Annotated in this window: 25 protein-coding genes; 10 read left to right on the top strand and 15 right to left on the bottom strand. The window is 53.4% G+C overall.

What is annotated here, in order from left to right:
• Positions 1-484: 484 nt before the first annotated feature.
• The 5 genes from HY788_08255 to HY788_08235 all read left to right on the top strand — a co-directional run bounded on the left by HY788_08255 (position 485) and on the right by HY788_08235 (position 3,773).
• On the top strand, positions 485-784 hold the full coding sequence (locus tag HY788_08255) for a DUF2442 domain-containing protein (protein MBI4774156.1): 300 nt from the start codon (positions 485-487) through the stop codon (positions 782-784).
• 242 nt (positions 785-1,026) lie between these two features.
• On the top strand, positions 1,027-1,224 hold the full coding sequence (locus HY788_08250; protein MBI4774155.1) for a hypothetical protein: 198 nt from the start codon (positions 1,027-1,029) through the stop codon (positions 1,222-1,224).
• Positions 1,225-2,153: 929 nt separating this feature from the next.
• Positions 2,154-2,729 (top strand): hypothetical protein, encoded by a 576-nt coding sequence (locus HY788_08245; protein MBI4774154.1) that lies wholly within the window; start codon positions 2,154-2,156, stop codon positions 2,727-2,729.
• Between the two features lie 466 nt (positions 2,730-3,195).
• The gene (locus tag HY788_08240; protein MBI4774153.1) at positions 3,196-3,474 is read left to right on the top strand and encodes a type II toxin-antitoxin system RelE/ParE family toxin; all 279 of its coding nucleotides are present in this window, start codon (positions 3,196-3,198) and stop codon (positions 3,472-3,474) included.
• 11 nt (positions 3,475-3,485) lie between these two features.
• A complete protein-coding gene (locus tag HY788_08235; protein ID MBI4774152.1) occupies positions 3,486-3,773 on the top strand; it encodes a HigA family addiction module antidote protein in 288 nt (95 codons plus the stop codon).
• A 608-nt stretch (positions 3,774-4,381) separates the two neighbouring features.
• On the opposite strand, the gene typA is transcribed toward HY788_08235, so the two are convergent.
• The 6 genes from typA to HY788_08205 form a co-directional block, all read right to left on the bottom strand.
• Positions 4,382-6,169 (bottom strand): translational GTPase TypA, encoded by a 1,788-nt coding sequence (typA, locus tag HY788_08230; protein ID MBI4774151.1) that lies wholly within the window; start codon positions 6,167-6,169, stop codon positions 4,382-4,384.
• A 439-nt stretch (positions 6,170-6,608) separates the two neighbouring features.
• On the bottom strand, positions 6,609-7,271 hold the full coding sequence (locus tag HY788_08225; GenBank protein MBI4774150.1) for a YkgJ family cysteine cluster protein: 663 nt from the start codon (positions 7,269-7,271) through the stop codon (positions 6,609-6,611).
• A 181-nt stretch (positions 7,272-7,452) separates the two neighbouring features.
• A complete protein-coding gene (locus tag HY788_08220) occupies positions 7,453-8,091 on the bottom strand; it encodes an ABC transporter substrate-binding protein (GenBank protein MBI4774149.1) in 639 nt (212 codons plus the stop codon).
• Between the two features lie 335 nt (positions 8,092-8,426).
• Positions 8,427-9,806, bottom strand: coding sequence for a TolC family protein (locus HY788_08215; GenBank protein MBI4774148.1), 1,380 nt, complete (start codon positions 9,804-9,806; stop codon positions 8,427-8,429).
• 23 nt (positions 9,807-9,829) lie between these two features.
• A complete protein-coding gene (gene mlaD / locus HY788_08210; protein ID MBI4774147.1) occupies positions 9,830-10,276 on the bottom strand; it encodes an outer membrane lipid asymmetry maintenance protein MlaD in 447 nt (148 codons plus the stop codon).
• A 90-nt stretch (positions 10,277-10,366) separates the two neighbouring features.
• Complete coding sequence (locus tag HY788_08205; GenBank protein ID MBI4774146.1) at positions 10,367-11,155, bottom strand: ABC transporter permease; 789 nt, start codon at positions 11,153-11,155, stop codon at positions 10,367-10,369.
• 486 nt (positions 11,156-11,641) lie between these two features.
• On the opposite strand from HY788_08205, the gene HY788_08200 reads away from it, so the two are divergent.
• From HY788_08200 to HY788_08190, 3 genes are all read left to right on the top strand, one after another.
• Entirely contained in the window at positions 11,642-12,373 is a 732-nt protein-coding gene (locus tag HY788_08200; GenBank protein MBI4774145.1) for a nucleoside phosphorylase, read from the top strand.
• A 164-nt stretch (positions 12,374-12,537) separates the two neighbouring features.
• Positions 12,538-12,819, top strand: a complete 282-nt coding sequence (locus HY788_08195; GenBank protein ID MBI4774144.1) for an acylphosphatase — start codon at positions 12,538-12,540, stop codon at positions 12,817-12,819.
• A 15-nt stretch (positions 12,820-12,834) separates the two neighbouring features.
• A complete protein-coding gene (locus tag HY788_08190) occupies positions 12,835-13,737 on the top strand; it encodes a hypothetical protein (protein ID MBI4774143.1) in 903 nt (300 codons plus the stop codon).
• A 46-nt stretch (positions 13,738-13,783) separates the two neighbouring features.
• On the opposite strand, the gene recN is transcribed toward HY788_08190, so the two are convergent.
• Entirely contained in the window at positions 13,784-15,481 is a 1,698-nt protein-coding gene (gene recN, locus HY788_08185) for a DNA repair protein RecN (GenBank protein ID MBI4774142.1), read from the bottom strand.
• A 389-nt stretch (positions 15,482-15,870) separates the two neighbouring features.
• Here recN and trpS point away from each other — a divergent pair, with 389 nt between their 5' ends.
• The gene (trpS, locus tag HY788_08180) at positions 15,871-16,839 is read left to right on the top strand and encodes a tryptophan--tRNA ligase (protein ID MBI4774141.1); all 969 of its coding nucleotides are present in this window, start codon (positions 15,871-15,873) and stop codon (positions 16,837-16,839) included.
• Between the two features lie 150 nt (positions 16,840-16,989).
• Positions 16,990-17,967: a ketoacyl-ACP synthase III gene (locus HY788_08175; GenBank protein ID MBI4774140.1), complete on the top strand. Its 978-nt coding sequence runs from the start codon at positions 16,990-16,992 to the stop codon at positions 17,965-17,967.
• Positions 17,968-18,042: 75 nt separating this feature from the next.
• Here the strand turns inward: HY788_08175 and HY788_08170 are convergent, their stop codons facing one another.
• The 8 genes from HY788_08170 to HY788_08135 form a co-directional block, all read right to left on the bottom strand.
• A complete protein-coding gene (locus HY788_08170; GenBank protein ID MBI4774139.1) occupies positions 18,043-19,299 on the bottom strand; it encodes an adenosylhomocysteinase in 1,257 nt (418 codons plus the stop codon).
• A 15-nt stretch (positions 19,300-19,314) separates the two neighbouring features.
• Positions 19,315-20,475, bottom strand: a complete 1,161-nt coding sequence (locus tag HY788_08165) for a methionine adenosyltransferase (protein MBI4774138.1) — start codon at positions 20,473-20,475, stop codon at positions 19,315-19,317.
• A gap of 331 nt (positions 20,476-20,806) precedes the next feature.
• A complete protein-coding gene (locus tag HY788_08160; protein ID MBI4774137.1) occupies positions 20,807-21,181 on the bottom strand; it encodes an aspartate 1-decarboxylase in 375 nt (124 codons plus the stop codon).
• A gap of 10 nt (positions 21,182-21,191) precedes the next feature.
• Positions 21,192-22,037, bottom strand: a complete 846-nt coding sequence (locus HY788_08155; GenBank protein ID MBI4774136.1) for a pantoate--beta-alanine ligase — start codon at positions 22,035-22,037, stop codon at positions 21,192-21,194.
• A gap of 698 nt (positions 22,038-22,735) precedes the next feature.
• The gene (locus HY788_08150; GenBank protein ID MBI4774135.1) at positions 22,736-23,686 is read right to left on the bottom strand and encodes a hypothetical protein; all 951 of its coding nucleotides are present in this window, start codon (positions 23,684-23,686) and stop codon (positions 22,736-22,738) included.
• A 34-nt stretch (positions 23,687-23,720) separates the two neighbouring features.
• Positions 23,721-24,548 carry an FRG domain-containing protein gene (locus HY788_08145; GenBank protein ID MBI4774134.1) on the bottom strand — a complete coding sequence of 276 codons (828 nt, stop codon included), beginning with the start codon at positions 24,546-24,548 and terminating at the stop codon, positions 23,721-23,723.
• Positions 24,549-24,979: 431 nt separating this feature from the next.
• Entirely contained in the window at positions 24,980-25,354 is a 375-nt protein-coding gene (locus tag HY788_08140; protein ID MBI4774133.1) for a DUF5615 family PIN-like protein, read from the bottom strand.
• Positions 25,351-25,587, bottom strand: a complete 237-nt coding sequence (locus HY788_08135) for a DUF433 domain-containing protein (protein MBI4774132.1) — start codon at positions 25,585-25,587, stop codon at positions 25,351-25,353. The genes HY788_08140 and HY788_08135 overlap by 4 nt, the downstream gene beginning before the upstream one ends.
• Positions 25,588-25,694: the final 107 nt, after the last annotated feature.

Here is a 25,694-nt window from a genome sequence, read left to right as displayed (position 1 = left end):
CGTGTGTCATCATAGCCGCCTGTATTGACGAATGAAGCCGGAAAGCATCGGCACACCCAATAGATCATTCTATGGGGCCGGCAACCACCGATCCCGACCCCAATTATAAGTCCGAAATCGGGTCTTTATGGACAGACACTACCTAAGAAATGAGGATTTTTTCAGGATAATAGGAGACGCCCATGAAATCTTCCGTTTACTCGCGTGTATCAGCGGCAACACACGCTACGGTAGAAAGCGGGCCCAACCCAGCCCGTGAGTCGACGCGGAACCAAGTTCGAGGTGTTTTTCCATGTCCTTGGCCGCGCGGATTGAGGTTACCTTTGAAAGAGATGAGTATTTCTTTCCCATAGGAGGGAGGCAATTGACGGAGGGCTATGCTGGAGCATGAGCCTGCCATGCAGCCGACTGGCTCCGCCGAGTGCTTATTGTCAACGCTACACAAGATCAACCCCGTCCCCCTTTCCTATTTTGGAGGCATGGAATGAGCATTGCGGTTAATGTGATCGAACCAAGGCTATTGACCATCCAAATCACTGAAGATGAGATTATGGCCCACCTTGTGGACGGGCGGACGATCAGTGTCCCTCTTGCATGGTCTTGGCGGCTTTCAGAGGCAACTCCCGACCAGCGTGGGAACTTCGAGATTATCGGAGACGGGCTATGCATCCGCTGGCCGGACATAGATGAAGACATCAGCGTGGAGGGGATGCTTTGTGGTTCTCCGGCGCATCGTCCAAGGAGTAAGTCTCAGCCGCAAAGCGCAATGGCAACAACGAAATAGCGGTCTGCCGAGAAGCGTTTTTCTCACTTATCCCGATAGATGCGCTGACTATGCCGTGGCAAGGGTATTGGCGGTAGGGGCGTGGCCCTCCCGCCAGGGCGGGACCGCCCGGAAAAAGGGCAGGCACGGGGGCCTGCCCCTACGGTAGGGGGACGTGCGGGGAAAGGGGGACGTGCGCGGAAAGGGGGACGGGGTTGAATTTGCGCGTTTCTTTGTTTTGTAGTCTAAGATACAGAAACCTCATGCCGCGAAAAGCACGCATGGATGCTCCGGGAGCGTTGCATCACATCATCTGCCGAGGGATCGAACGGCGTAACATGTTCCGTGACGATACCGACAGAATTCGGTTTGTCGAACGCCTGGCGAAACTGCTGGGCGAGACCGCAACGCCCTGTTATGCGTGGGCTATGATCCCCCAATCGAGGGAGAGAGAAACATGAGCCTGGGGTGATCGGCGATCTGCCGGGCTGTCTACAGAGGCAGACAGATTGCTTCGGATAATGGACTGTCCGTTGAAGAATAGAAATGCACAAAATCAACCCCGTCCCCCTTTCCTATACTTGCCAAAACTTATAAATCCCGACCAGGCCACAGCGGAACGCGTTACGGAGGAATCTCGCGGGGGCGTCCACGCGTTCCTCGATCCTGCCGGTCTCTTCTTTCACGGTAAACCTTCCCTGCGTTTGAACTATCATTATAAACAAGATAAATGAGAGTTCATAACCCGCAGGAGCACTCTGTTTTTTGAGGGAAAGGATCAGTTGACATTCCTCGCGTGGTGGGGTATTTGGACAGATCAAAAAACAAGTACTTTAGCTATATTATGATTGTAAGCGTTGGGGTGAAACATAAATCTACGGCCCATCAGGCTGGATTTTAACATTTTGGCTTCGAGAAATGTTGAGTTTTTTGCTTGACTTGCGCTGTCAAGACCGTATAATGTGACGTTTAAATAAGTCCTGGTCGATATAGAGGCTAATGGGTTGTCTATGCGCAAGGCAACCAATAAAGGGTTAGCGAGAGACGGGTTGTGACTCGTTACGGCCAAAAGTCGGAAGGTGGGGGAAGGGTTGAGGAATGTGTCAGCCCTTTTTTTATTTAGCCGTGAAATGTGAGGCTGGGGTGCGGAAGGAGGACTGTTATGGAAAGAGCTATACAACAAAGGCAAAAAGGTGGGTTCCCGGAAAATGAGTTTCTGCACTCAGCAAATGCCTATCTGAAACCGCACAGAAGAAACACGATAATGAGAAAGGGCAATTTTCATTCGTATGGCCGGATTCGTGTAAACGAGGGCACTATAAAAGTGCGTAGAAAGGTAAGTTTCCTTAAGAGATTACTCCATACTCTAATTGGGTAAAAGGACCGCGTTGTGGACAAAGAGATTAGGGAGAAAATCCAGTATCTTGTGTCCATTTTTAGGCAGGTGGAGAGAAATAAGAACAGGATTGAGAGCAAGACCGGGTTTGTCATCACAAATGCTAAATACTATGAAAATCTACGACATTCGTTTAGCCATCTAAACGAGGCATTGTTTTTTCTAAGCGAGGATCCGGATCCTGATGTTGATAACTTTGTCAAACAGCTTGATCAAGCTGAACATCATCTATCAAATTTAGATGTAAATGGATACGAATACCTTGCTGGCGAACTGCTAAATGATCTCACAGATAGAATTGATAGAGCTGGCTTCTTTCATAGTATAGGTAATGCAGATGAATATCGAAAAAACGCCTTACGCCAATTCGATATAGGAAGAGAGAAAAGGACTGCAAATAAAGCAGAGGCTATGACGCATTTCGAAAATTGTGTTACTGAATGTGAACAAGGTTTAAAGGAAATAACACCGATAAGTAGAATAGACAGAGCAAGTTATAATATTCAGGTAATAACCGGCCTTATAGCTTTAATTGCTCTGGTAGTTGCCATAGTCGCACTTTCAAATTGACATAACCTAATGTCGCCACCGCACCTCCCACACGTCCATATCCAACCCGTAATACATAATCACCGAATTCAACCGAATAAAATACTTGCGGTCGGTTTCGTTCTCTAAAATCAACACGATTCCATGCTTCTTGCCGGGCAAAAGGGGGACAGAGTTGAATTTGCGCGTTTCTTTGTTTGATCGCCTGTGATATAGAAACCTCACACCACGAAAAGCACGCATTGATGCGCCGGGAGCGTTGCATCACATCATCTGCCGAGGGATCGAACGGCGTAACATCTTCCGTGGTTGTTCATGCCTCCGGATACGCCCCAAATCCGGCGAGAACTATGGGGTCTGGTTTTTCTTGACATCTTGCTTCCCCGCAATGCTCAATTGGGAAGAGCGACGCGAAACTCAACATTGTTACGTGTAAAATTATTTCAAGGCTTGACACCTGTAACGTATCGGGTTACAATACGTTAAAATGATTCAGAAATTCAAACACAAGGGCTTGAAACAATTATTTGAATCAGGGAAGGCTTCAGGCGTCAATCCCCAACATTTGACGCGCCTTCGATACGTACCGGCCCTTCTTGAAACTGCTGAAACGATTGAGGATATGGACCTGCCGGCATTAGATCCGCATGAACTGAAAGGAAAGCCTGCAGGAACCTGGGCTGTGAAAATAAGCCGTAATTGGCGCGTTACCTTTAAATCGAGAAAGGGTGACGCTGTGGACGTAAACTATGAGGATTATCATTAGAGATGAGTGCCATGCGTATGCATAATCCGCCACATCCAGGCGAAATAATTAGAGAAATGTGTGTTGAGCCCCTTGGTTTGACCGTCACCGATACCGCCAAGGCCCTAAAAGTTACACGAAAGACGCTCTCGGGCCTTCTTAATGGAAGATCAGGGATTAGCCCGGAGATGGCCCTGAGACTGTCCAAGGTTTTCGGCCGTACGCCGGAAGCGTGGATGCGACTGCAGTTACAATATGATTTATGGAAAGCGGAGCGGTCCCTCGATGTAAGTGGTTTGCAGCCTATAAAGGCTGCATGAGTAAAAAGCGAACTTCGGGGTCGGGTCTTCTTTTTTGATATCTTTCCTTTCGGCCGGCGCTCAACAATAATCATCCCATGCCTGATTTTCTATCGGGGAAAAAGTCAACGATACCTGATGAATACTCGAGCTGATAAAGAAAGGCCGGCGGAAGCAGGGCGACGTCATCCACCGGCGCCGACAAATCCGCCTCTTGAATGAATCCAACTCGAACGTTGGTTTAGGCCTGTCCCGCTAACCCGGATTATTCCCGCAGGGCCTGCCCTGAGCTTGTCGCAGGGCCTGCCCCGAGCTTGTCGCAGGGCCTGCCCCGAGCTTGTCGCAGGGTGGGATCTTTCGCCAAAGAAGATCACGATTCCTTCCCGACAAAAACAAACAACAGTGTCCGATATCTTCTGTGTTGACCACCGAATTGTTGGAGGCGTCGGCCTGGATATCGCTCGAATCCATAAACAGCTTCTTGTCCGAAACAAGACCGGCTTGAACACATTGGGTGACGATCCGGTCAAAAAAGGACTGGAAGGCCTTGACACCCCAGCGGGTGCGGGCCTTGGACAGCACGCTGCGGCTGGATCAATCGATGTTCGCTATACCCGGCATTTGGCAGGTTATTTGATTCTTCCCTTCTTCCGTAATCGTATAGATTTTGGGGTCACTTCCACCAGTTCGTCGTCCTTGATGTATTCGATGGCCTGTTCCAGGGTGAAGGTGCGGGGAGGGATGAGCCGCAGCGCCTCGTCGGACATGGCGGCGCGGATGTTGGTCAGCTTCTTTTCCTTGGTCATGTTGACCGCTATGTCCTGGGAGCGGGAGTTTTCGCCCACGACCAGCCCGGGATAGAGGGGGTCGTTGGGTTTTACGAATATCTGTCCCCGCGGCTGCAGGTGGAAAATGGCGTAGGTGACAGCCTTGCCCGACCGGTCGGACACAAGCGAGCCGTTGGTGCGGCCGCTGATATCTCCGGCGTAGGGGGTGTGTCCGATGACCAGGGTGGTGAGGATCCCCTCGCCGCGGGTGTCGGTGAGGAACTGGGACCGGTAGCCGATAAGTCCCCTAGTGGGAATTTTGAATTCCAGCCGCACGCGGCCGCTGCCGTGGTTCACCATTTTGGTCATCTTTCCCCGGCGGGCGCTCATTTTTTCGGTGATGACGCCCACATAGCCTTCCGGCACGTCGATGACCGCCATTTCCAGCGGCTCGGATTTCACCCCATGTATCTCCTTGGTGATGATCCGGGGGGTGGACAGGGAGAGTTCGAATCCCTCCCGACGCATGGTCTCCACCAGCACCGCCAACTGCAGTTCGCCTCTGGCGCTGACCACAAAGGCGTCCGGCGTCTCACCCGGCGCCACCCTTATCGATACGTTGTACAGCGTCTCCTTTTCCAGCCGGGCTTTGATCCGGCGGGAGGTGAGGATGGAACCCTCGGCGCCGGACAGCGGAGAAGTGTTCACCGAAAATTCCATGGACATGGTGGGTTCTTCCACGCTGATGGCGGGAAGCGGGTGCGGGTCTTCGGGATCGCAGAACGTATCCCCGATAAAGGCGTTTTCCACCCCGGCCACGGCTGCGATATCGCCGGCCGCAACGGATTTGGCCGGGACGCGTTCGAGGCCCGAGAAGGTGTAGAGTTCTCTCAGCGCCGACACGCCGGCCGATTCTCCCTTTTTCATGAGGGCGACCCTTGACCCCTGCGCCAGCACCCCGTTGACCACCTTTCCTACCGCGATGCGTCCCACATAGTCGGACCAGTCGAGGTTGGTGACCAGGAACTGCAGCGGCGCCGATTCCTCGCACACCGGCGCCGGGATATGGCTGAGGATGGCTTCGAAAAGCGGTTGAAGGTCACGCCCTTCGCCGTCCGGGTCGGTGAGGGCCAGGCCTGCCTTGGCGTTGGTATACAGTACGGGGAATTCGAGCTGCTCCTCCTTGGCGTCCAGGTCGATGAGCAGATCGTAGGTTTCGTCGAGCACTTCGGCAATGCGCCGGTCGGGCCGGTCGATCTTGTTGATCACAACAATGATCGGAAGACCCGCGGCCAGGGACTTGCTGAGAACGAATCGGGTCTGGGGCAGGGGACCTTCGGAGGCATCGACCAGTAGCATGACGCCGTCCACCATGTTCAGGGCGCGCTCCACTTCACCGCCGAAATCCGCGTGACCGGGGGTATCCACTATGTTGATCTTCACCCCCTTGTAGGTGATGGCCGTGTTCTTGGCCATGATGGTAATGCCCTTTTCCCGTTCCAGGTCCATACTGTCCATGACCCGTTCGGCCACCTGTTCATGCGCGCGGAAGGTTCCGCTCTGCCAGAGCATGGCGTCGACCAGAGTGGTCTTGCCGTGGTCTACGTGGGCGATAATGGCGATGTTGCGCACGTCGTTTCGAGCTTTCATGAAGAAAACCTCTCGTATTTCAAATGCCGCCCCGCTGGGCGTAGCCCTTTGTAACGAAGAAGCCCGGGGAAAGCAAGAACATGGAGAAGGCCGTGAAAAGGGGGACGGGGTTGAATTTGCGCGTTTCTTTGTTTCGTGGTCTATGATATAGAAACCTCATGCCGCGAAAAGCACGCATTGATGCGCCGGGAGCGTTGCATCACATCATCTGCCGAGGGATCGAACGGCGTAACACCCTGTTTTGCTAGGGGTCTGATTCGCAACTGAGGTGGCTAAGAAACTCGAGATAAACAAGTCGGCTGTCAGCCGGGCTGTCGGCAGAGGCAGACAGATTGCTTCGGATAATGGACTGTCCGTTGAAGAAGAATGGAAACGCACAAAATCAACCCCGTCCCCCTTTCCTATCAGATTATCCTGATCGGCAAGACACACCAGGCGCCTAGCGCGCCCTCGCACGCAACGGTCTCACCACGTACGCGCCTTCCTCGTTTGTCTCCGTTGTCAGGCCGTGCATCCGCAGAAGATCCATCAGGGGGCGGCCGAACAAAAAGTCCGTCTCATCGAAAGGTATGCCCATCTTATCCCTGACAAAAGCTCGGAAAGCGTAATCGTATTTCAGCAGGTCCATCAACGGTTGCGCAGTGCCGTCCTCGACGGATCTCAGACTTCTCACACACTCTTCCAATTGGGACAATCCGAACCGGTTTTCGTGGGACTCGATCAAACGGATCAGCGAAGGATACGCCGTCAGAAGCTCTTTTCGAGTGATGCGCGGCGTCCGGTTTCTTCGTTCCAGGGCTTGGGTGTCCCAGCATGCTTGTTCGCGGCACTGAATGGGACGATGATCGTAGATCCCGCAGGCCTTGTCCCTCGAGTTATAGAATCGACAGGCTCCGGAAGCGTCCGTTTTGACCTTGATCATCTCCTCGGGCAGGGTGATGAGCAGGCCCCGAACATTGTCGTGTACCATTTCTCCCTTGCGCAGGGTGAACAGATCACGGAAAGCGATGACTTCTTGTTGGAGGATATCCAGGTCTTCAGGATGGAGGGTCGGGGACGCCGTACTGCAGCAGGCGCCGCATCGGATGCAATGCGATCTCATGGCGTTTGGATGCTCGGGTAAAAAAGGAATCGGTATCGTTCGACGATGGGATGAAGGCGGGGAAATGGGCGAGGCCCGATGCCCTTAAACTCGTCGGGCTGAATCCCGAGGTGGACTCCCGCCTCCCCCGGCTCGATCATCGTTTCCTGCCGCGTGCGGCTTTAACGGGAAAAAGGCGACCTCATGCAGGCTTTCCGGCCTTTTCGAGGGCCTCGATCTCGTTCAATTTGTTTTGGAGTTTTTTCACCAACGCGTCGTAGGATTCCCGCGAAATGGTCTGATTGAATTGATCCCGGTAGGTGCTCACCAGGCTCACTTCCTCGATGACCACGTCGTATACGAACCACTCGCCGTCTCTCGAAAACATACGGTATTCGACAGGAACGTTTACATCCTTGCCCTTAATCGTGGTTTTTATCCAGATATAGGGTCCTTTCTTCATTGCGTCGTGATAGAGCACATTTTCATCCGTATAAGCTTCGATTTTTCCTATGTAGGACGCGGAAAGCAACTCGGTGAACAGATCCACAAATGATTTGGCCTGTTCCGGAGTCTGGTCCTTCCAGTGCCGGGACATGGCGCGTTTGGCCATCTCTTCGAAATCGAACCGGGATTTAATGATTTCGGTGATGCTCTTTCGCCGATCGGCCTCATGTTCCGGTTTGGCCAATTCCTTGTCGTTCAACACCTCCAGAACCCGGTCGATGGAGGTCTTTAGCTGCTTCATCGCTTCGGCCGCGGGATCGGCAGCGGACACCACACCCGCCAGCCATATGCATAGAAAAAAGAAACCCACCGCTCGCATTGCTTGTCGACTCATGCTTCCTCCTTCAAACTGGGCCATGGCCATGAGGCTTTCGTTTTCGGGACGCCGCGGGATTTGCCTGACTCACATGGGCCGGCAATCAAGCTGTCCCGCGCTCTTGCGGCTGTAAGCCGTAAACTCTGTTCGCCGGCGGCCGAAAAAAGGCCCGGCTGCACCAACAGTCATCACTCGGATGTAGTGAAGCAGATCTTAGAAGGTCTCCCTCACAACGCTCCGGATCCTACGGGCGCCGGAGCATCGTTTTGGGTTGATCGGACGAATCTTGGGGACAACACAGGATCACCCGAACACCCATGGACCGACGCTAAATAAACATACGTCATCCGGTGCTAGTACTTGTTGGACACTTCCAAGACGCTCGTTCCGGATGCCTGAGCCAGGTTGGCGTATCCCATGTTGAAGTTGTATACGGACGTCAGATAGTCCATTTTAATGGTGCCGTAAGCCACTACCGCGTCCGCCAGGTCTTTGGATGTGCCTATGCCCAGATCATAGTTGGACGAGGCGCCGACCATCCATTTCCGAGCCGCCTTCTGAGCCGTTTCCAAGGCATCGATGTTTTTTCGCGCCTCGATCAAATCGCGATAACTCTGCTCCACCTGAAGGGGGATCCCGGTTTCAGCGAAATCCTGTGTCTTTTTCAGCTTGAGGACCTCCGCCTTGCTCCGATCGACTTTGGCCGTGGTAATACCGAAATTGAGGGACCATTTGAGCCCCACTCCGACGCCTCCCGCCTGGTGGTTGGCATAGTCGTAAATCCATGGATTGGTGACCCGGTCGCGGTCGGGCGCATACGCGTAGGAGTAAAAGGCCCCGACGAAAAGGGTGGGGAAGTAGTCGGCGGCAGCCACGTCCACCAGCGCTTCCTTGGCGGCGAGACCTTCCTTCAGCTGGGTGATCTCCGGGCGCAGTGTTTGGCTTTCCTGGATATAGTGTTCGAGTTCTTGAACGTCCACGTCAATGGGCACGAGCGTTTCATCGACAATGGCCATCTCTGTTCCTCTGGGAAGTCCCATATACGCTCGAAGCGCTTCCTTAGCGAGGATCTTCGATTTTACGGCTTTGTTTCTATACTTTTCGACTACGCCCTTGAAGGCTTCGAGTTTGTCCAGATCCAACTGAGTGGCGTGCTCGGATTCGGCTTCCAGAAGTTTTCGGGTTCTTTTCAGAGCGCTTTCGAGGTACGTATCTATCTCGTTGACCAGCTTCTCGCCGTCATTGGCAAAAGCAATACCATGGTAAAACTGCTTCACTTGAAGCGCAACGTCCGTGGCTTTTTGTTGGACCCGGGACTCATCCACTTTGATCCCGTGCGTGGCCGCCTCCTTTGCAGATGACAATTTTCCAAACGTATAGAGAGGTTGGACCAAACTCACGTCGATGCTTCCAAAGGGGCCGATGCCCTGAATTCGATCGCTGCTGTAACTGGATTCGACCTGATTTCCCTTGGCGTCGGATACGGGCGCCGCCAGTCCCAGAGCTTCTAGTTGGGGCCAGAAATAGGCCTTCGCCTCGTCGAGACGGGTGCGGGCAATTTCGACATCCTGGTTGGTCTCTTTGATTTCAGGACTGAATTTCAGCGCCATTTCAACGCATTCATCGAGCGTGAACTTTTTCTCTGTTTCCGTGGCCCGGGCATCGGACAGAATGCATGTCAGAAATGCGACGGCGCCGATCGCCAAAAAGAGAAAGAAGCGGCGAGGTTTCATGTTCCCCTCCATGTTGAATACTTCTATTTGTTTTTGCTTTCAAAAATATATTTGCTGATGAGCTCTTCCAGGCTAATGGCGCCCTCGGTATCCAGGATCTCGCCTCCGTCTTTGATCTCTTCATCCGCACCGCCGGGTGAAATCTTCACAAATTTGTCTCCGATGATGCCCTGAGTGCGAATAGAGGCAATGGCATCCCCCCGGAGGGTAACGTCCGGTTCGATTTGCAGATCGACTTTCGCTTGGTAGTCGGCCAGTCGGATACTGGTTACCTTGCCGATGACCACGCCGGCTATTTCCACTCGGGCTCCCTGTTTGAGTCCCGAGACGCTGGAAAATCGAGCCGTCACATGGTACCCTTCTCTGCCAAAAACATGGACATCTCCCAGTTTGATGGCAAGATAGGCAAAGCAAAGAAATCCAGCTACAACAAACGTGCCAACGGCCGTTTCAACATTGAACTTCCTCATCCGTCATTCCTCGCAGTAGGTACACAGCACGTATGGTACTGTCGGCTGGTGAGCGATCCGCTGAACGTCCGAGATGTTCTCGTAGCGGTCCTACAATAATACGGCTGTCAATAAGTAGTCCCAGAGAAGCACGGAGACGGACGATTGAACCACGGCAACCGTTGTCGACCGGCTGACCCCTTCAGCGCCAAATCCGCCCGTTCGGTCCAAGTGGACGAAAAAACCTCGAGAAGTGCAAACCCAGATGATGACGAGACCGAAGACCAAGGATTTGACAAGCCCCATGCTGATGTCTTCCCAAACGACGCTGGTCTCCATGCCGTTCCAATAGGATCCGGCTTCCACTCCGAGCAACTTGACTCCAACCAGGTAGCCTCCCAAAATGCCTACCACGTTGAAGATGAAATTCAGAAGGGGCACAGAGAGGATTCCGGCCAGGAGCTTGGGTGCAATAAGGTAACGGAAGGGGTCTATTGCCATGCACTCGAGCGCGTCAATCTGTTCGGAAATCCGCATAATGCCGATTTCGGCGCACATGGCGGACCCGGCTCGAGCCGTGACCATCAGCGCCGTCAATACGGGTCCGAGCTCGCGGATCAGGCTCAACGCCACCGCGGAGCCCAGCAGTCCCTCCGACCCGAATTTACTCAGCGTATAGAAGCCCTGCAGCCCCAGTACCATCCCGGTAAACAGCGCGGTGAAAAAGATGACAAAAATCGACTGGGATCCGATAATGTATATTTGTTTGAGAAAAGGATAGACCCTGTAGGGCGGCTTGAACAGTCCCAGAAACGCGTAGGACAGGAAAATGCCCGACCTGCCCACGTGATTGATCTCGAAGATCAACCATCTACCCAATTTCTCCAAAAGCGAAAACATGAATTCGTCTTATGTCCTTGATCTGTTTATACTAAATGGAATATAACACTATATCCGAAAAATGCGGTACGGTCAATCAGGAATATAGGGAAATCATATCATTTTGCTTTCTACTTCGCACCTGAGGGTTTCATGTAAGGCAGCCATAGTATACCAGTTTTTTCGTGATCTTGCAGAAATCCCTTATACATCCGAAGAACTATCGGAAGTCCGAATGAAGACATTCGCCGACGGCGTTCGACACGCTTCAGCAGAGGACGACGGACTCAATCCGATTCCTGGTTTGTCGGGCGAATCTAAGAAGATGAGCCCTGAAGCATACCAGTGAAACCGTTTTTCGATAAACGCCCGGGGTGAGGGTAGATGGTCGTCCAAACGGTGCCCGGTTTTGAAGAGCCCCGTTCAAAAACATACGCTTGCAGAATGCAGAGGAGCTGTGTTAGGAAACAGCTCCAGTCCCATACCTCAAAGGAATTCCGTGCAGCCATGCAAGATACTTCGATCGTTCGAGCTACGTCGGGCCGTCGCAACGTCGTTTTGCCCCCCAACGGTCTCATGATGCCGGTTCCTCTGGATTTTCGAGAGTGTCTGCAGAAGCTGAATTCCTCCCGTGTGAGAACATTGTTCAACTTCATGGAAGTCCACAAGACGGAATACCGGGATGTTCCCATCGCTCTGGCCGGACCCTTCCTCGGGGCGCCGCAGGGAGCGATGCTGCTGGAAAACATTGCGGCTATGAAGTGCAGACGAATCCTTTGTTTAGGATGGTGCGGATCGATCAGAGAAGACGTCCGGATCGGGGACGTGATCCTGGCTCGAAGTGCGATCAGCGACGAGGGGACTTCACGGCACTACCCGTTGAAAGGGGTCAAGATTGAGGCTGGGAGGCAACTCGCCTCCGATCTGGTCCGGTCGGCAAATATGAATTCGTTGAAACTGCGGGAAGAAGTTGTGTGGAGCACGGATGCCCCTTATCGGGAAACCCGGGAAAAGGTGGCTGCTATGAGAAAGAGAGGCGCTGTAGCCGTAGAAATGGAGTTGTCCGCCCTGTATAAGGTCGCATTCTTTCGAAAGGTAATGGTGGTGGGGCTCCTGGTGGTTTCCGATGAACTGTTCACGGGCGAATGGAAACACGGCTTCTCGGACGAGCGGTTTCATCGTTCGAGGGCATTGGCGCTGGATGTGGCCTTGCAGGCGTGTGCGTCCGCGCAAGACTGAATTGAACCGGCGTCCATAAGTTGATAAGATCCCGCGTGGGAAAGTCCATCCGGCAGGCCATGATCGAGAATGAAGGAGCCTGAGGTGGTCCGTCGTGTTCAAGGGACTCGTCCGAGTACCGTTTGCAGGAACTCGATTTTAGCGGTAAGGAATCGGGACGTTTCATGGAAAAGGTGCGCGCCAGATTGCTGATCCGGGGCTTTGTTCAAGGCGTCTTTTTCAGGGCTTCCACTCGCGACGAAGCACAGCGTTTGGGTGTGTCCGGGTGGGTCCGAAACAGACGCGACGGAGACGTGGAAGCTTTGGTGGAGGGTGATCGGGGATCCGTGGAGCGGCTGATCGAGTGGTGCCGGGTTGGCGGACCCCCGACCGCTCGGGTGACCGGGGTGGAAGTAAAATGGGAACCCTATGCCGGGGAATTTGATCATTTTAAGGTTACTTATTGAGCCGGTGGAGCAGCGATGTCGTTTCGCAGCAACGTGAGATTGTGTCTGTTTCTGGGTGCATGGGTGATCGTCTGTTTCACGGGTTGTTCGACGGTGGAAAAGGCCAAAGACTGGGTGAGCGACCCGGAAAGCATCTATCTGAAAAAGATCGCCGTCGAGAGCGTAGCCAACAGAACCTATTTCCGCTCCGACGGAATGGACCTGTATGTGGGCTCGCTGGGCGCCAAAATGACGGAAATCATTCAGAAGGATCCGTGGCTCAAGGTGATGGACCCCGACTCTCTGGCCGTATTGTCCGCCGGAGAAAACGTGTCGGAAAGCATTGAATCCATAATGGCCTTTGGCAGGAAATGGGGCGTGAGCGCCTTCTTGAAGAGCAGCATTTCCGAATTGACCTACAATCTGGAAAAGTTCGGTGTTTATGGGTTCCGTGACGAGATTCCCACCATCAGACTTCTCCTTCAAATCCAGCTCATCGATACCGAAACGGGGACCGTGCTTTTTCAGGGCAAAGGCGCCTCGACCGTAAAGATTGATCCTCGATTCCAGAATTTGGGCGATTACCTGAAAGAGAACCTGACGCCACCGCCCGGTCTTTTGGACGATACACTTGAGGATTTGGCGGAGGAGGTTTTGGATGCTCTCGAAGATCAGCATTGGAGGGCGTTTGTGGTCAGGGTCCAGGACGGCGCCATTGAAATCAGTTCCGGCAAAGACGTAGGGCTGGCCGGTGGAGCGGTCCTGGACGTCTTACGCGCGGGCGCCCCATTGACCAACTATCTGGGGCAAACGTTCCTCATGCCGGGCAAGCCTGTTGGAAAAGTCCGCCTGACCGCGTGCGATGAACACTTCTGCCAGGCGGAAGCCTTGGATCAGGTCGAGGTGCAGCCCGGGGATTCCGTGGGCCTGCCGGAATAGGCCGGCGTCTCACCCGATGCAAAGAGCACCGGCTCGGTTCAGAGGATCAGCTCAGACGTTCGATCATCTTGCAGGCGTAGGCAACGGCCGCGTCGTCACCTTCCTTGCCGCCCAACATGCGCGCGATTTCGGCGATCCTTTCCTCCGGACCGAGTCTCACCACCCTCGTAACCGTCCGACCTTCCAGGACTTCTTTGAATACTTTATAATGATGATCTGCGAAGCAGGCAATTTGTGGGAGGTGGGTGACGCACAACACCTGATGAAACCGTGAGATCTCTTTGAGCTTCTTCCCCAGGGTTTCGGCGATGGTTCCACCAATGCCCGCGTCCACTTCGTCGAAGATCAGCGTTTCGACGGAAGCCGTCCCCGCCAGAATGCGCTTAATGGACAGAAGTATCCGGGAGAGCTCGCCGCCCGATGCAATCCTGCTGAGCGGTCGCAGATCCTCGCCCGGGTTGGCCGCCATGATGAATTCGACGTCATCCACGCCGTATGGCCCGAAGACCAGGTCGCCACAGGATAGGACCCCTTTCTGAGAAGAAGGAATACGGCCGAACTCTACGCGAAAGACCATGCCGGGCATACTGAGAGAACTCAATTCGCCCCGAACATCGCGGGCCAACGTCTCGGCTTTGTGCTTTCGAACGTCGGACAACGCCAACGCCTCCTTCGCCAGTTCTTCTTCCGTGTTTCGGATTTGAACGTCCAGTTGAGTCCCGCTGCTGTTATCGTCCCGGAGGGCGTTCAACGTCTTTCTGGTTTCCTCCATTCGGCTGAAAACCTCTGAGAGTGTCGGGCCGTATTTCTTCTTCAAGCGCTCCAATCGGGACAGACGATCTTCCACCACCTCGATACGAGCCGGATCGAATACGATGCCTTCCGCGTAATCCCTAAGCGTCAGCGCCACATCTTCCAGTTCCATGATCGCGCTGTGAAGCCGCTCTTTGGTGGCTCGGAGAGAGGAGTCCACATTCGCCATTTGCGCCAAGCCCGATTCGATCGCGCCCAGGGAGGATAGCAGGGCGTCTTCGCGGTCGTACAAGAGGTGATAGCTGCCCTGGGCTTGCTCGTAAAGCGTGCGCGCATGACGGAGCCGCTCCCGTTCCTCGAGTAACTGAACGTCTTCCTCAGGAGTCGGGCGGGCGGATTCCAACTCGTTGAGTTGGAACTCCAGCAATTCTCTCTGTTCGGCCAACCGACTGCGATTTCGCAAGAAAAGGTGCTTTTGCTGGTGCAGGTTTCCCAGCCGGAGGAAGAGCCCTTCAACGCGCTGCCTCGAACTCGCCAATCCCCCGTACTCGTCCAGTATATCCAAGTGGGCGTCGCGATGAAGCAGGATCTGATGGTCGTGTTGTCCGACGATGCTCATCAATCGGGGGACCCGGTCCTGCAACATAGCCACAGTGGCCAGCCTCCCGTTGAGAAAGACCTTGTTGGGTCCCTCCTGATAGATCACTCGACTGACCGCGAGTTCGGTCTCTTCATCCTCGTTCCTGAGATCCGGGCCCGTCGATTGCTGTATCGTCGCCGGCAGGGAAAACAGAGCCTCCACTCGTAACGACTTCTCTCCCGTACGTATCAGGTCCGAAGACGGCCGTTCCCCAAGTAGAAGATGCCCGGCGTTTAGAATGATGGACTTTCCGGCCCCGGTCTCGCCGGTGATCACATTGAGGCCGGGAAAGAACGAAAGTTCCAGGGCGTCAATGATGGCGAAGTTCTGTATGGAAAGGTGTGAGAGCAATAAAAAAGCTTCCGATCGTGGCCGAAATGACGAGCGCGCCGTCGGCCGATTGAACGTTTATTGCACCGGGGGAGCCGCGGTCCCGCCACGCTCGACCAGACACGAGCCGGAGCAGCGAGGCGGCGTTCTCGGTCCCGGGGGCCGGAACTCGGAATCCGAAAGCACGGAAGACAGGACTTTTTCGCCCTTCGGAACCGAATCCACCAACCAGATTACACGATTTTGTCTTGCCAATTCAAGGTCCCCTGGTGTATCCCAATCTCACCCCAGAGGGTACTTTTTGGCATAAGGCATTTGACTCCAGCCAGGCACGAATATAGTCTATTTTCATTACTGATTCCAATAACAGCGCCTCGAGCGTAGACACACCAGGACCAAGGGAAGAATACATGCGCGTACTGTCCGGAATCCAACCTTCGGGAAATCTGCATATCGGTAATTATTTCGGTATGATGAAACCCATGCTCGATTATCACACGAAGCACGAAACGTTTATTTTTATTGTTAACTACCATGCCATGACCTCGGTTTCAGAGGCGAAGACCCTACGGGAGGGTACCCTGGCGGCGGCTTTGGATTTCCTGGCGCTGGGCCTGGACCCGGATCGGTGCGTGTTCTGGGTGCAATCGGATGTGCCCGAAGTGACCGAACTCACGTGGATCCTTTCGACCATCACTCCCATGGGGCTTCTCGAACGCTGCCATTCCTACAAGGACAAGGTTGCCAAGGGACTGATTCCCAACCACGGGCTGTTCGCCTATCCCGTCTTGATGGCGGCCGACATCCTGCTGTATCAGGCCAATGTCATACCCGTGGGCAGGGATCAGAAGCAGCATGTAGAGGTTACCCGGGACATTGCGATACGGTTCAATTTCCAGTTCGGAGAAACGTTTGTTCTGCCGGAGCCGGAAATCTGCGAGGATCTGGCCGTGATTCCGGGCATTGACGGCAAAAAAATGTCCAAGTCCTATGGGAATACGATTGAACTTTTCGCCGGCCGCAGCCAGTTGAAGCAGACCGTCATGAGGATCGTTACAGACTCGACGCCGGTGGACCAACCCAAAAATCCCGACACATGCAACTTGTTTGCCATCTATCGTCCGTTCGCGACCCCGGAAGAGCTGGAGCGGCTCGAAGCTCGATACCGTGCACCGGGACTGAAATACAGTGATGTCAAGAAAGAACTTCTGGAAAGAATCTGGGCGTATTTCGAGCCCTTTCGCAAGCGAAGGGAGGAGCTGGCTCGGAACCTGGACTATGTGCATGAGGTGCTCAGCAAGGGAGCGGACAAGGCCCGGGCCATAGCATCGATAACTTTGGACAAGGTGAGGCGTAACGTCGGGCTGGTATATCGTTGAGACGATCTGCTAATATTTTTGGAAGGAGTGGCGCCTTGTTTCCAAACGCGTTGCCAAAGCCGTGCAGGAAAGAACGTTCGGGGTGAATCAAGCAAGTCTAAGGAGCCTGTCGTGCCGACACCGGATGAAGTGCGTCAGAAGGACTCGGAAATTCGGATCTTGGGAACAGGCTCATATGTTCCCGATCGCGTGTTGTCCAATTTCGATTTGGAGAAGACGTTAGACACGACAAACGAATGGATCCATCAGCGAACCGGCATTTTGGAACGTCGGGTGGCGGCGGAAGACCAGGCTTCGTCCGACCTCGCTCATCATGCGAGCCTTCACGCTTTGGACGCGGCCGGAATCGACAAGAGTGAGCTGGATCTCGTAATATTCGCCACGATTACCCCGGATATGTGTTGTCCTGCGGCGGCGAACTTCCTGCAGGCCAAGCTGGATATTCCAAGGGCCCTGACGTTCGATGTAAGCGCCGCCTGTTCGGGGTTTATCTTCGCGTTGAACGTTGCTCAGCAATACCTGAAGTCGCGCGCGGCGAAAACCGTGCTTGTGGTGGCGTCCGAGGTCATGACCAGAACCGTGGACTGGACCGACAGAAGCAGTTGCATCCTTTGGGGCGATGGAGCCGCGGCGGTTGTGTTGAGGCGGGACCCGGGGGGCCCGCAACTTCTCTCCAGCCACGTCCATACGGACGGAGCCAATGGGATGAACCTTTTGCTGCCCGGCGGGGGTTCTCTTACGACACCGATCGGACACCGGAGCGTGGATGAAAAGCGTCACTTTCTTCGCCTGATTGCGGCCAACACCACGGTGCGTGTGGCTGTCAAGCATTTTGCGGATTCCTGTTACGAGGCTCTGGAAGCCAACCACGTATCCATCGAAGACATCGACTGGGTAATTCCTCATCAGGCCAATCTTCGCATGCTCCAGAGTCTGGCCAAGCGGATCGAATTGCCGATGGAGAAAATGGTGCTTACCATAGAGAAGTACGGCAACATCTCTTCGGCCAGTGTTGCAATCGCCTTGGACGAGGCTGTTCGGGATGGCCGTATCCGGAAAGATCATCTGGCATTGTTGACGGCCTTTGGGGGCGGGCTTACCTGGGGCAGCGCATTGATTCGCTGGTAGTGCTTCCGCTCTGAAAAAAGCGACGGGGCGATCGTTCTCCGTCGCCCCGTCGTTTTCCGCATTACAGAAGGATCCTCACGTCCCCATTTGCCATGAATTCAAGTACGTTTCCTGTTCCGGCGTCAGTTTGTCGATACGGATGCCCATGGCGGCGAGCTTGAGCCGAGCCACTTCGTTGTCTATGTCCGTCGGTACCGGTATGACTTCACTTTTCAGTTCACCCGCGTGTATGGATAAATACTCAACGGAATAGGCCTGGTTGGCGAAACTCATGTCCATTACGCTGGAAGGATGTCCTTCAGCCGCGGCGAGGTTGATCAGACGGCCTTCGCCCAGGAGATAGATTCTTCGGCCGTTTTCCAGTGTGAACTCTTCCACGAAATCCCTGATCGTGCGCCGGTCGCGAGCGAGCGAGGCGAGGCTCTCGACCTCGATCTCGACATTGAAGTGTCCCGAGTTGCAGACGATGGCCCCGTCCTGCATGAGTTTGAAATGCTCTTTCCGAATCACGGATATGTCGCCGGTTACCGTACAGAAAAAATCTCCGATTCGGGCGGCTTCTGCTATGGGAAGCACACGGTAACCGTCCATGACCGCTTCCAGGGCCCTCAACGGCTTCACTTCAACCACCACCACATTGGCTCCCATGCCTTGGGCGCGTCTGGCTACGCCCTTGCCGCAGTATCCGTATCCGCAAACCACGAAGGTGCTGCCCGCGATGAGCCGGTTGGTAGCGCGGATAATGCCGTCAATGGTGCTTTGACCGGTCCCATAGCGGTTGTCGAACAGATGCTTGGTGAGAGCGTCGTTTACCGCAATGATGGGGTACTTGAGCACACCGGCGGCGGCCATACTTCGCAATCGAATCACCCCGGTCGTGGTTTCTTCGGTTCCGCCGATGATGTTCTCGATCAGGTCCGTTCGTTCCGAATGGATCGTCGAGACCAGGTCGGCTCCATCGTCCAGCGTCATCCGAGGGCCCATATCCAACGCCTGATGGACGTGTTTGTAATAAGTCTCTTTGTCTTCACCTTTGATCGCAAACACGGGAATATCTTCGTAACGCACCAAGTATGCGGCTACGTCGTCCTGGGTGCTCAAGGGGTTCGATGCGCATAACGACAAGGTTGCGCCACCGGCCTTGAGAGTGGACATGAGGCTGGCCGTCTCGGTGGTGACATGAAGGCAAGCGGCAACGGCGATGCCTTCGAGGGGCCTCTCCTTCTTGAATCGTTCCCTAATTATGTTGAGCACGGGCATGCTCTGGTAGGCCCAATCGGTGCGCAACTTGCCGACATCGGCCAGGTTGATGTCTTTAACGTCGTGTTTCACTATCCCTTCCTTTCGTTAGCGAGCTTTGACCTTCAGAATTTCCGCCTTGTCCGTTTTTTCCCAGGTGAATTCAGGATCCGTTCTTCCGAAATGTCCGTAACAAGACGTCTTTTTGTATATGGGGCGAAGAAGATCGAGATGATCGATAATCTGTCTGGGCTTGAGGGGGAATTCCTCTTGTACCAGTCTGACCAGTTTTTCGTCCGGAATCGCACCGGTCCCGAAGGTGTCTATCATCACTGATACCGGTTCAGCTATGCCGATCGCGTAGGCAATCTGGATTTCGCAGCGATCCGCGAGATGGGCGGCCACAATGTTCTTGGCTATGTAGCGCGCCATGTACGAGCCGGATCGATCCATCTTCGTCGGGTCTTTGCCCGAGAAACAACCGCCGCCGTGGCTCCCCTGCCCGCCGTAGGTGTCCACGATGATTTTGCGCCCGGTAAGTCCACAGTCGCCATGCGGTCCGCCGATCACGAAACGGCCTGTAGCATTGATGAACACGTTCGTGTCGCCGTCCATCCGTTCGGCGGGAATTACCTTCTTGACGACTTCCTCGATCAGGGCTTCCCTCAACGTCGTAGTTCGAACGTCCGGAGAGTGCTGAGCGGCAAGTACAATGGACTCCACGCGCCAGTCATTTTCATTGAGGTATTGCACGGTCACCTGGGATTTTCCGTCGGGCCTCAGGAAGTTCAAGACACCTTTTTTTCGCACCTTCGCCAAACGCATGGCGAGTTTATGCGCCAGCGAAATTGGGAGCGGCATGAGTTCTTCGGTCTCGTTGGTTGCATAACCGAACATCAATCCTTGGTCGCCGGCGCCCATTTCCTTCTCTTTGCCCTCGTTAACCCCCAGGGCAATGTCCGGTGATTGCTTGTCAATGCTCGTGATTACGCCGCACGTTTCCCAATCGAACCCCATGGAGGAGTCGTTATAGCCGATACCCTGTATCGTGTTACGGACGATGGCGGGGATATCCACCCAGCAGTCCGTAGTGATCTCGCCTGCAACAAAAGCCACGCCGGTGGTGACGAGTGTTTCGCACGCTACACGGCATTTCTTGTCCTCCGCGATGATGGCGTCCAGAATAGCATCGGAGATCTGGTCGGCAACCTTGTCCGGGTGTCCTTCCGTGACCGATTCCGACGTGAACAGCCGTGTGGAAATAAGCATCATATGGGCCTCCGATCGAATGGAATGTATTGATTAATGATAGAAAAAAGTATTTGACAACAAATTCCGACACGCGTCAAGGGAAAAGGCGGGGAACGGGCGGCAGGGCTCTTAAAGCGCGTGTCTTTAGTGAATAACGTTGGGTCAGGACAACGATCCTAATTTCCTGCCGTGTCCGGAAAAGACCGTTCGAGTGAACCGTACGACGGCAACCGGTGTTTGTTCGAAGCCCTAACAACCTCGAAGAAACGCCGCACCCCCTCGGACAGGATTGAAAACGAACAAGCGAAAACTGCCTGCACTCCGGAAAAGCGCGGAGTTTATAAGGACGTTAAATGGATTTCATCTCGCGTTTGGCGGAGGGGATTCGATTGTGCTCGTCCACGAACACCACTGTCGGCTTATGGGTCCGCACTTCCTCCTCGTCCAGATGGACGAAGGTGACAATAATGATCAAGTCCCCGGGTTGGCCTTTTCGGGCGGCGGCTCCGTTCAAAGAGATGGCGCCCGAGCCTCGTTCACCTTCTATGGCGTACGTTTCGAAGCGCTCACCGTTATTGATATTATAGATCTGTATCATCTCGTAGGGGAGGATGTCCGCCGCTTCCATCAAATCCAGATCTATGGCGCAGCTGCCTTCATAGTGCAGATCCGCTTCGGTGACCTTGACGCGGTGGAGTTTCGACTTAAACATGGTCCGTCGCATGGGCTGGTCCTCATTCCGGCAAGTAGCCGTTGTCAATCAATCGTGTATTTTCGACCCGCGCTGCCAGCAACAACACCCCCCTTGGGTCAATATGATCGAGGGGGTCCAATGATTCCGGATGGCGGATCTCGGCGTATATAAGCTGAACCAATGGTTCAGTTGCTATGATGTTGGTTACTTCCTGAAGAATCCAGGACGACTCTCTGTTTCCGCTTCGCACCAGCTCCTGCGCTTTCCGAATGGAGCGACGCAGGCAGAGAGCCGCTTTCCGGCCTTTGGTATTCAGGTAGACGTTTCTCGAACTCATGGCCAGGCCGTCCGGCTCCCGGACAATGGGGCAACCGATGACTTCCACGCCCATGTCGAGATCTTTCGCCATGCGCTTGATCACGGCGAGCTGCTGATAATCCTTCTCACCGAAAAAGGCCTGATCGGGAAGGACCTGATTAAACAGTTTGGCGACTACGGTGGCCACTCCCCTGAAGTGGGTGGGCCTGTCCGTCCCGCAGAGTCCCCGACTCAGCTCTTCCACCTGAACATAGGTCTGAAATCCCGGCGGGTACATCTGCGATACGTCCGGGAAAAACACGATATCCGCGCCCACTTCACGAGTAAGGGTCAGGTCTCTATCCAGGTCGCGTGGATATTGGGAGAGGTCTTCGCTGGGTCCAAACTGGGTCGGATTGACAAAAATACTGACGACCAGAGCGTCGCACCGTTCCCTGGCCGCTTTCAGCAGGCTCACGTGGCCTTCGTGCAGAAAACCCATCGTGGGAACGAAGCCGATGCTTCCCCCATTTTGCCGAAAGGAAATAGACCATTGACGCATTTCCTGGACGTCTTTGATCACTTCCATAAAAAAACCTCCCGATTTCGTTGCACCGGAAGGCCGCCTTTGTTCATTCCGGATGGAGTCTGCTTCAGTGCCGGTGTCGATCAGTCCAGCCTAAAACCCTTCCGGAAGCGATGAAAGGGGTCTCGGTCCAACGATGTGGATCCAAGCCGTGTGATTTTTTCGCGCTTAATTTAAAAGCAATGCGCCCGAATGTCAAGAAGTCATTTGACAAAAATCCTCCAAAGGAAATTACTTTGACGATTCCATCAGTATTTAGATGGAGGCCCTGTGTGGAACGGGGCACGGTGTTGAGTTTGCGCGTTTCTTTGTTTCATTTCCCATGATAGGGGAACCTCATACCACGAAAAGCACGCATTGACGCGCCGGGAGCGTTGCATCACATCATCCGCCGAGGGATCGAACGGCGCAACATCTTTCGTGACGATACCGACAGAAGCCGGTTTGCCGATCGCCTGGGGAAACTGCCGGGCGAGATCGCAATCCCCCGTTTTCCATGGGATTTGGTCACCAACCGAGGCTGTAAAGAAACTTGAGTTAGGCAGATCGGCGTTTAGTCGGGCTGTCGGCCGGGGCGAACAGATTGCCTCGGATAATGCATTGTCCGCTGTAGAATAGAAACGCACAAAATCAACCCCGTCCCCCTTTTATCCGCCGGTACAACCCCATATTTTTCTAATACAGGGCTCGTCTCTAATTAATTAATAAATGGATGGTTTTACTTCAGGGGGGCGCAAGCGCCACCCCTTGGTCGCGAGAACCCACTCTGCATTGAGATTCATGCCATCTTGATTTAGGAGTTTGCCGAATCCAGGCGTCACACAGATTTCATTCCATGCGTGCTGCTGGAGCTTTGCTGCTTCATTCGCAGCGGGTCCGATAAAATCAAGCCGGCCAAAAAGGAAAACTCGATCCAGTTCTCCAGAGGCGATACCACAGCCGATTGCAAGCGGAAAACCAGACTGTTCCAGTCGCTCCCGGCCAGCCGACACTGCCAGTTCACAAGCGTGTAAGAATTTTCTTCCGTGTCCCCGTGCGGGTTCGATCATCGGCTGATCAGGAACGGTTCCCTCGTACCAATCAGCCTGCGACACTGTCATTACACCATCGCCGGTACCTTTCAGGAACAACTTCTTCCAAGGCGCAGACGATTCACGAGGGAAGCCCTCATGTATAGAAGCTTCAAGGGCTTCGATTGCCAGCTGAACATCTTCGGGGGTGGCATCCTTCGACCAAGAGGTAAAGCCGCGCAGATCGAAGAATGCGACAATGCACATCTGACGCTTAAGTGGGTTTAGAGATTCAAAAAGCGGAAAGCCAAGGTCCTCCGCTCCTTCCCAAACCGCGAAACCATGATCGAATGCTTGGTAACACCCGAATGCGGTAGAGCCGAGGAACCGCTCAGATGATTTTGGCGCACCCAATTTATTCCTCCACCGACGGAAAACCTTGCCAAGGGCACCAAGGAACTTGAACACCCCTCCATCTTCTCGAACGACGACACCTATATAACTTCCGCTTTCTGTCGCTTCCTCGACCTCGACAAAAAGCCAAGAACCACCCTTCAAGCGCTCTGGGCTGATACTCCGAACCTCGCGGCCTTTCAGTGCACGGTGATCTGCATATGCCCTTCGGGCTTGGTCCTCAGTCATGAGATTTCTCCTGAAGATAAAGCATCCAATGCCGTTAATCAGCTGCGGGGCTTTTTGCGTCGGCTGAATGACCTTCGGTAAAGGTTTCGATATTCGATTTCAAATCACGTGCTAAATTGTCTAAGTCAGGAAAAATGGTTGCTGCCGATACTCCCAAAATTGAAAGGTCTCTTAAAAGATCCCTTTTGGCATTTGCATCAATCTTGTATTCGAAAAGGCAATCGGACACTGCGATGGACTTTTTTGACAGAATGTCTTGGATTGGTGATAGGTTCGTTCCGTGAATAGTGAAACAGCTACGTTGTGCAATCATGCGGTGGTCTTGATAGGTTGCAGGGAAGGCAAGAGGAATGTCAATATCTAACCCGATTTCATCTCGTAACTTTTTCATGCCTTGGTCAACCACACGGTTCTGCCAAGCCAAGGCGACGTATAGACTACCGCCGCGATGAAAGCTTAGGGGATAATTAGGAAAAGTGTTTTGTGAACCAGAAATCTCATTAATGCGATGCGGATTTAACATATAAATTCTTGGGTTTTCATTTCCTCTATTTATTGCAAAGTAAAGAGCGAGTAGGGCGCCCTCTGTCCAGTCAAGTAACCTTGTTGGAACTCCATAATGTTGGGCCAAAAAAAGCCATAAATCCAGCTGTTGACGCCCAGGTACATTTGTAAGTCCACCAGCTTGTCTTCGGAAAGATTGTAGCAAGTAGTTTTCTTCATGTGCTTTATAGAATGCTATTTTGGGGCACAAAGGTTGGTCATCGCCAGATTCACCTCGAAACCATGGCTTAGTTCGCTTATCCCATGTGTTTAGATCTCTTTTGATACAATCGATCAGTTCTGTAACGGTTTTGATCATTTTTGACCCTTACCGCTTGACATCAGTGGCGCACGCTTCTTGCACTCCATTGAATGCAAATGTCATCTACAGCATTCAATGACTGCCTACGGCCTCTATCATTATGCCATATGGAGACATTGTTTCATTGTTGACTTGTTTCGGTCCGAATCAGTTCCCGAACGGCTCCGCCAGCTACGATCAACTCCTCATCCATCTCCGCCGTCTTCACCGCACGGCAGATGACCTGAAAGTCGTTCAAGAAAGTCCGTCCGATCAATATCATCCTCGAAAATCGCCCGGCTTTCGATTCCTCGGATACTGATGTGGCGCAGCGCGCCGGGCGGGTCAATGGGACCTTGCCTTGGCATGCGTATCGGATAACCGTTTTGCACTTGCATATCGACGAGGAAACAACGTCCCTGTGCCACTCATACTAAATACGCGCTATTCTATTCTTCGCGTGAAAGGGGCAGGATGCGAGCCCTGGCTCCCTTCGTATCGATACTTACCAATGCCCCCCGGTCTAAAACTTCTCCAAGCTGCTGAAATGCTGAGATTACTGTTGCACCGATGCGCTTCGGTGAAATATCTTGTGCTCGCAACTGCAACACACTTGGAGAATCAGCCTTGGTGGCGGCGAGGATTGCACCGAAATCAAGATCATGGGTAAATACCACGAAACCGTTGGATCGCGCCCAAAAGAGGATTTCACGATCTGATGCATTTGAAGGACCGATCTCCGACCAATGTAAACACTGGTGACCTTCCGGTTTCAGAACTTCAACCCATTGGGGGGACAAGTTCATGTCTATCACGATCTTCATGCAATTTCCGTCTTGACGGGAACTTCAATCTCTTCAACTCTCCAGGCGGCATACCGAAGCGCTTCATCGATATCTTCGTTTTCCAAATAAGGATACATTTCCAGGATGTCTTTCTTGGTATGGTCTGAAGCTACAAGACCAACGATCATACCAACGGTTACCCGCATGCCGCGGATACAAGGTTTTCCACCCATTATTTCAGGGTCGAAGGTAATCCTTTTTAATAATTCCATACTACCCTCCGTCGAAAACAGGACCTTAAATTAATAATACATATTATCATCCCGAAATCGCGATTTCCACCCTACAACCACGCGTTTTCCCGGGTTGGCGAGAAGAA

Source organism: Deltaproteobacteria bacterium (assembly GCA_016208165.1).
Lineage (GTDB): Bacteria > Desulfobacterota > Desulfarculia > JACQYL01 > JACQYL01 > JACQYL01.
Note: the sequence above shows the minus strand (reverse complement) of the source record. Positions and strands in the feature narration are given on the sequence as shown.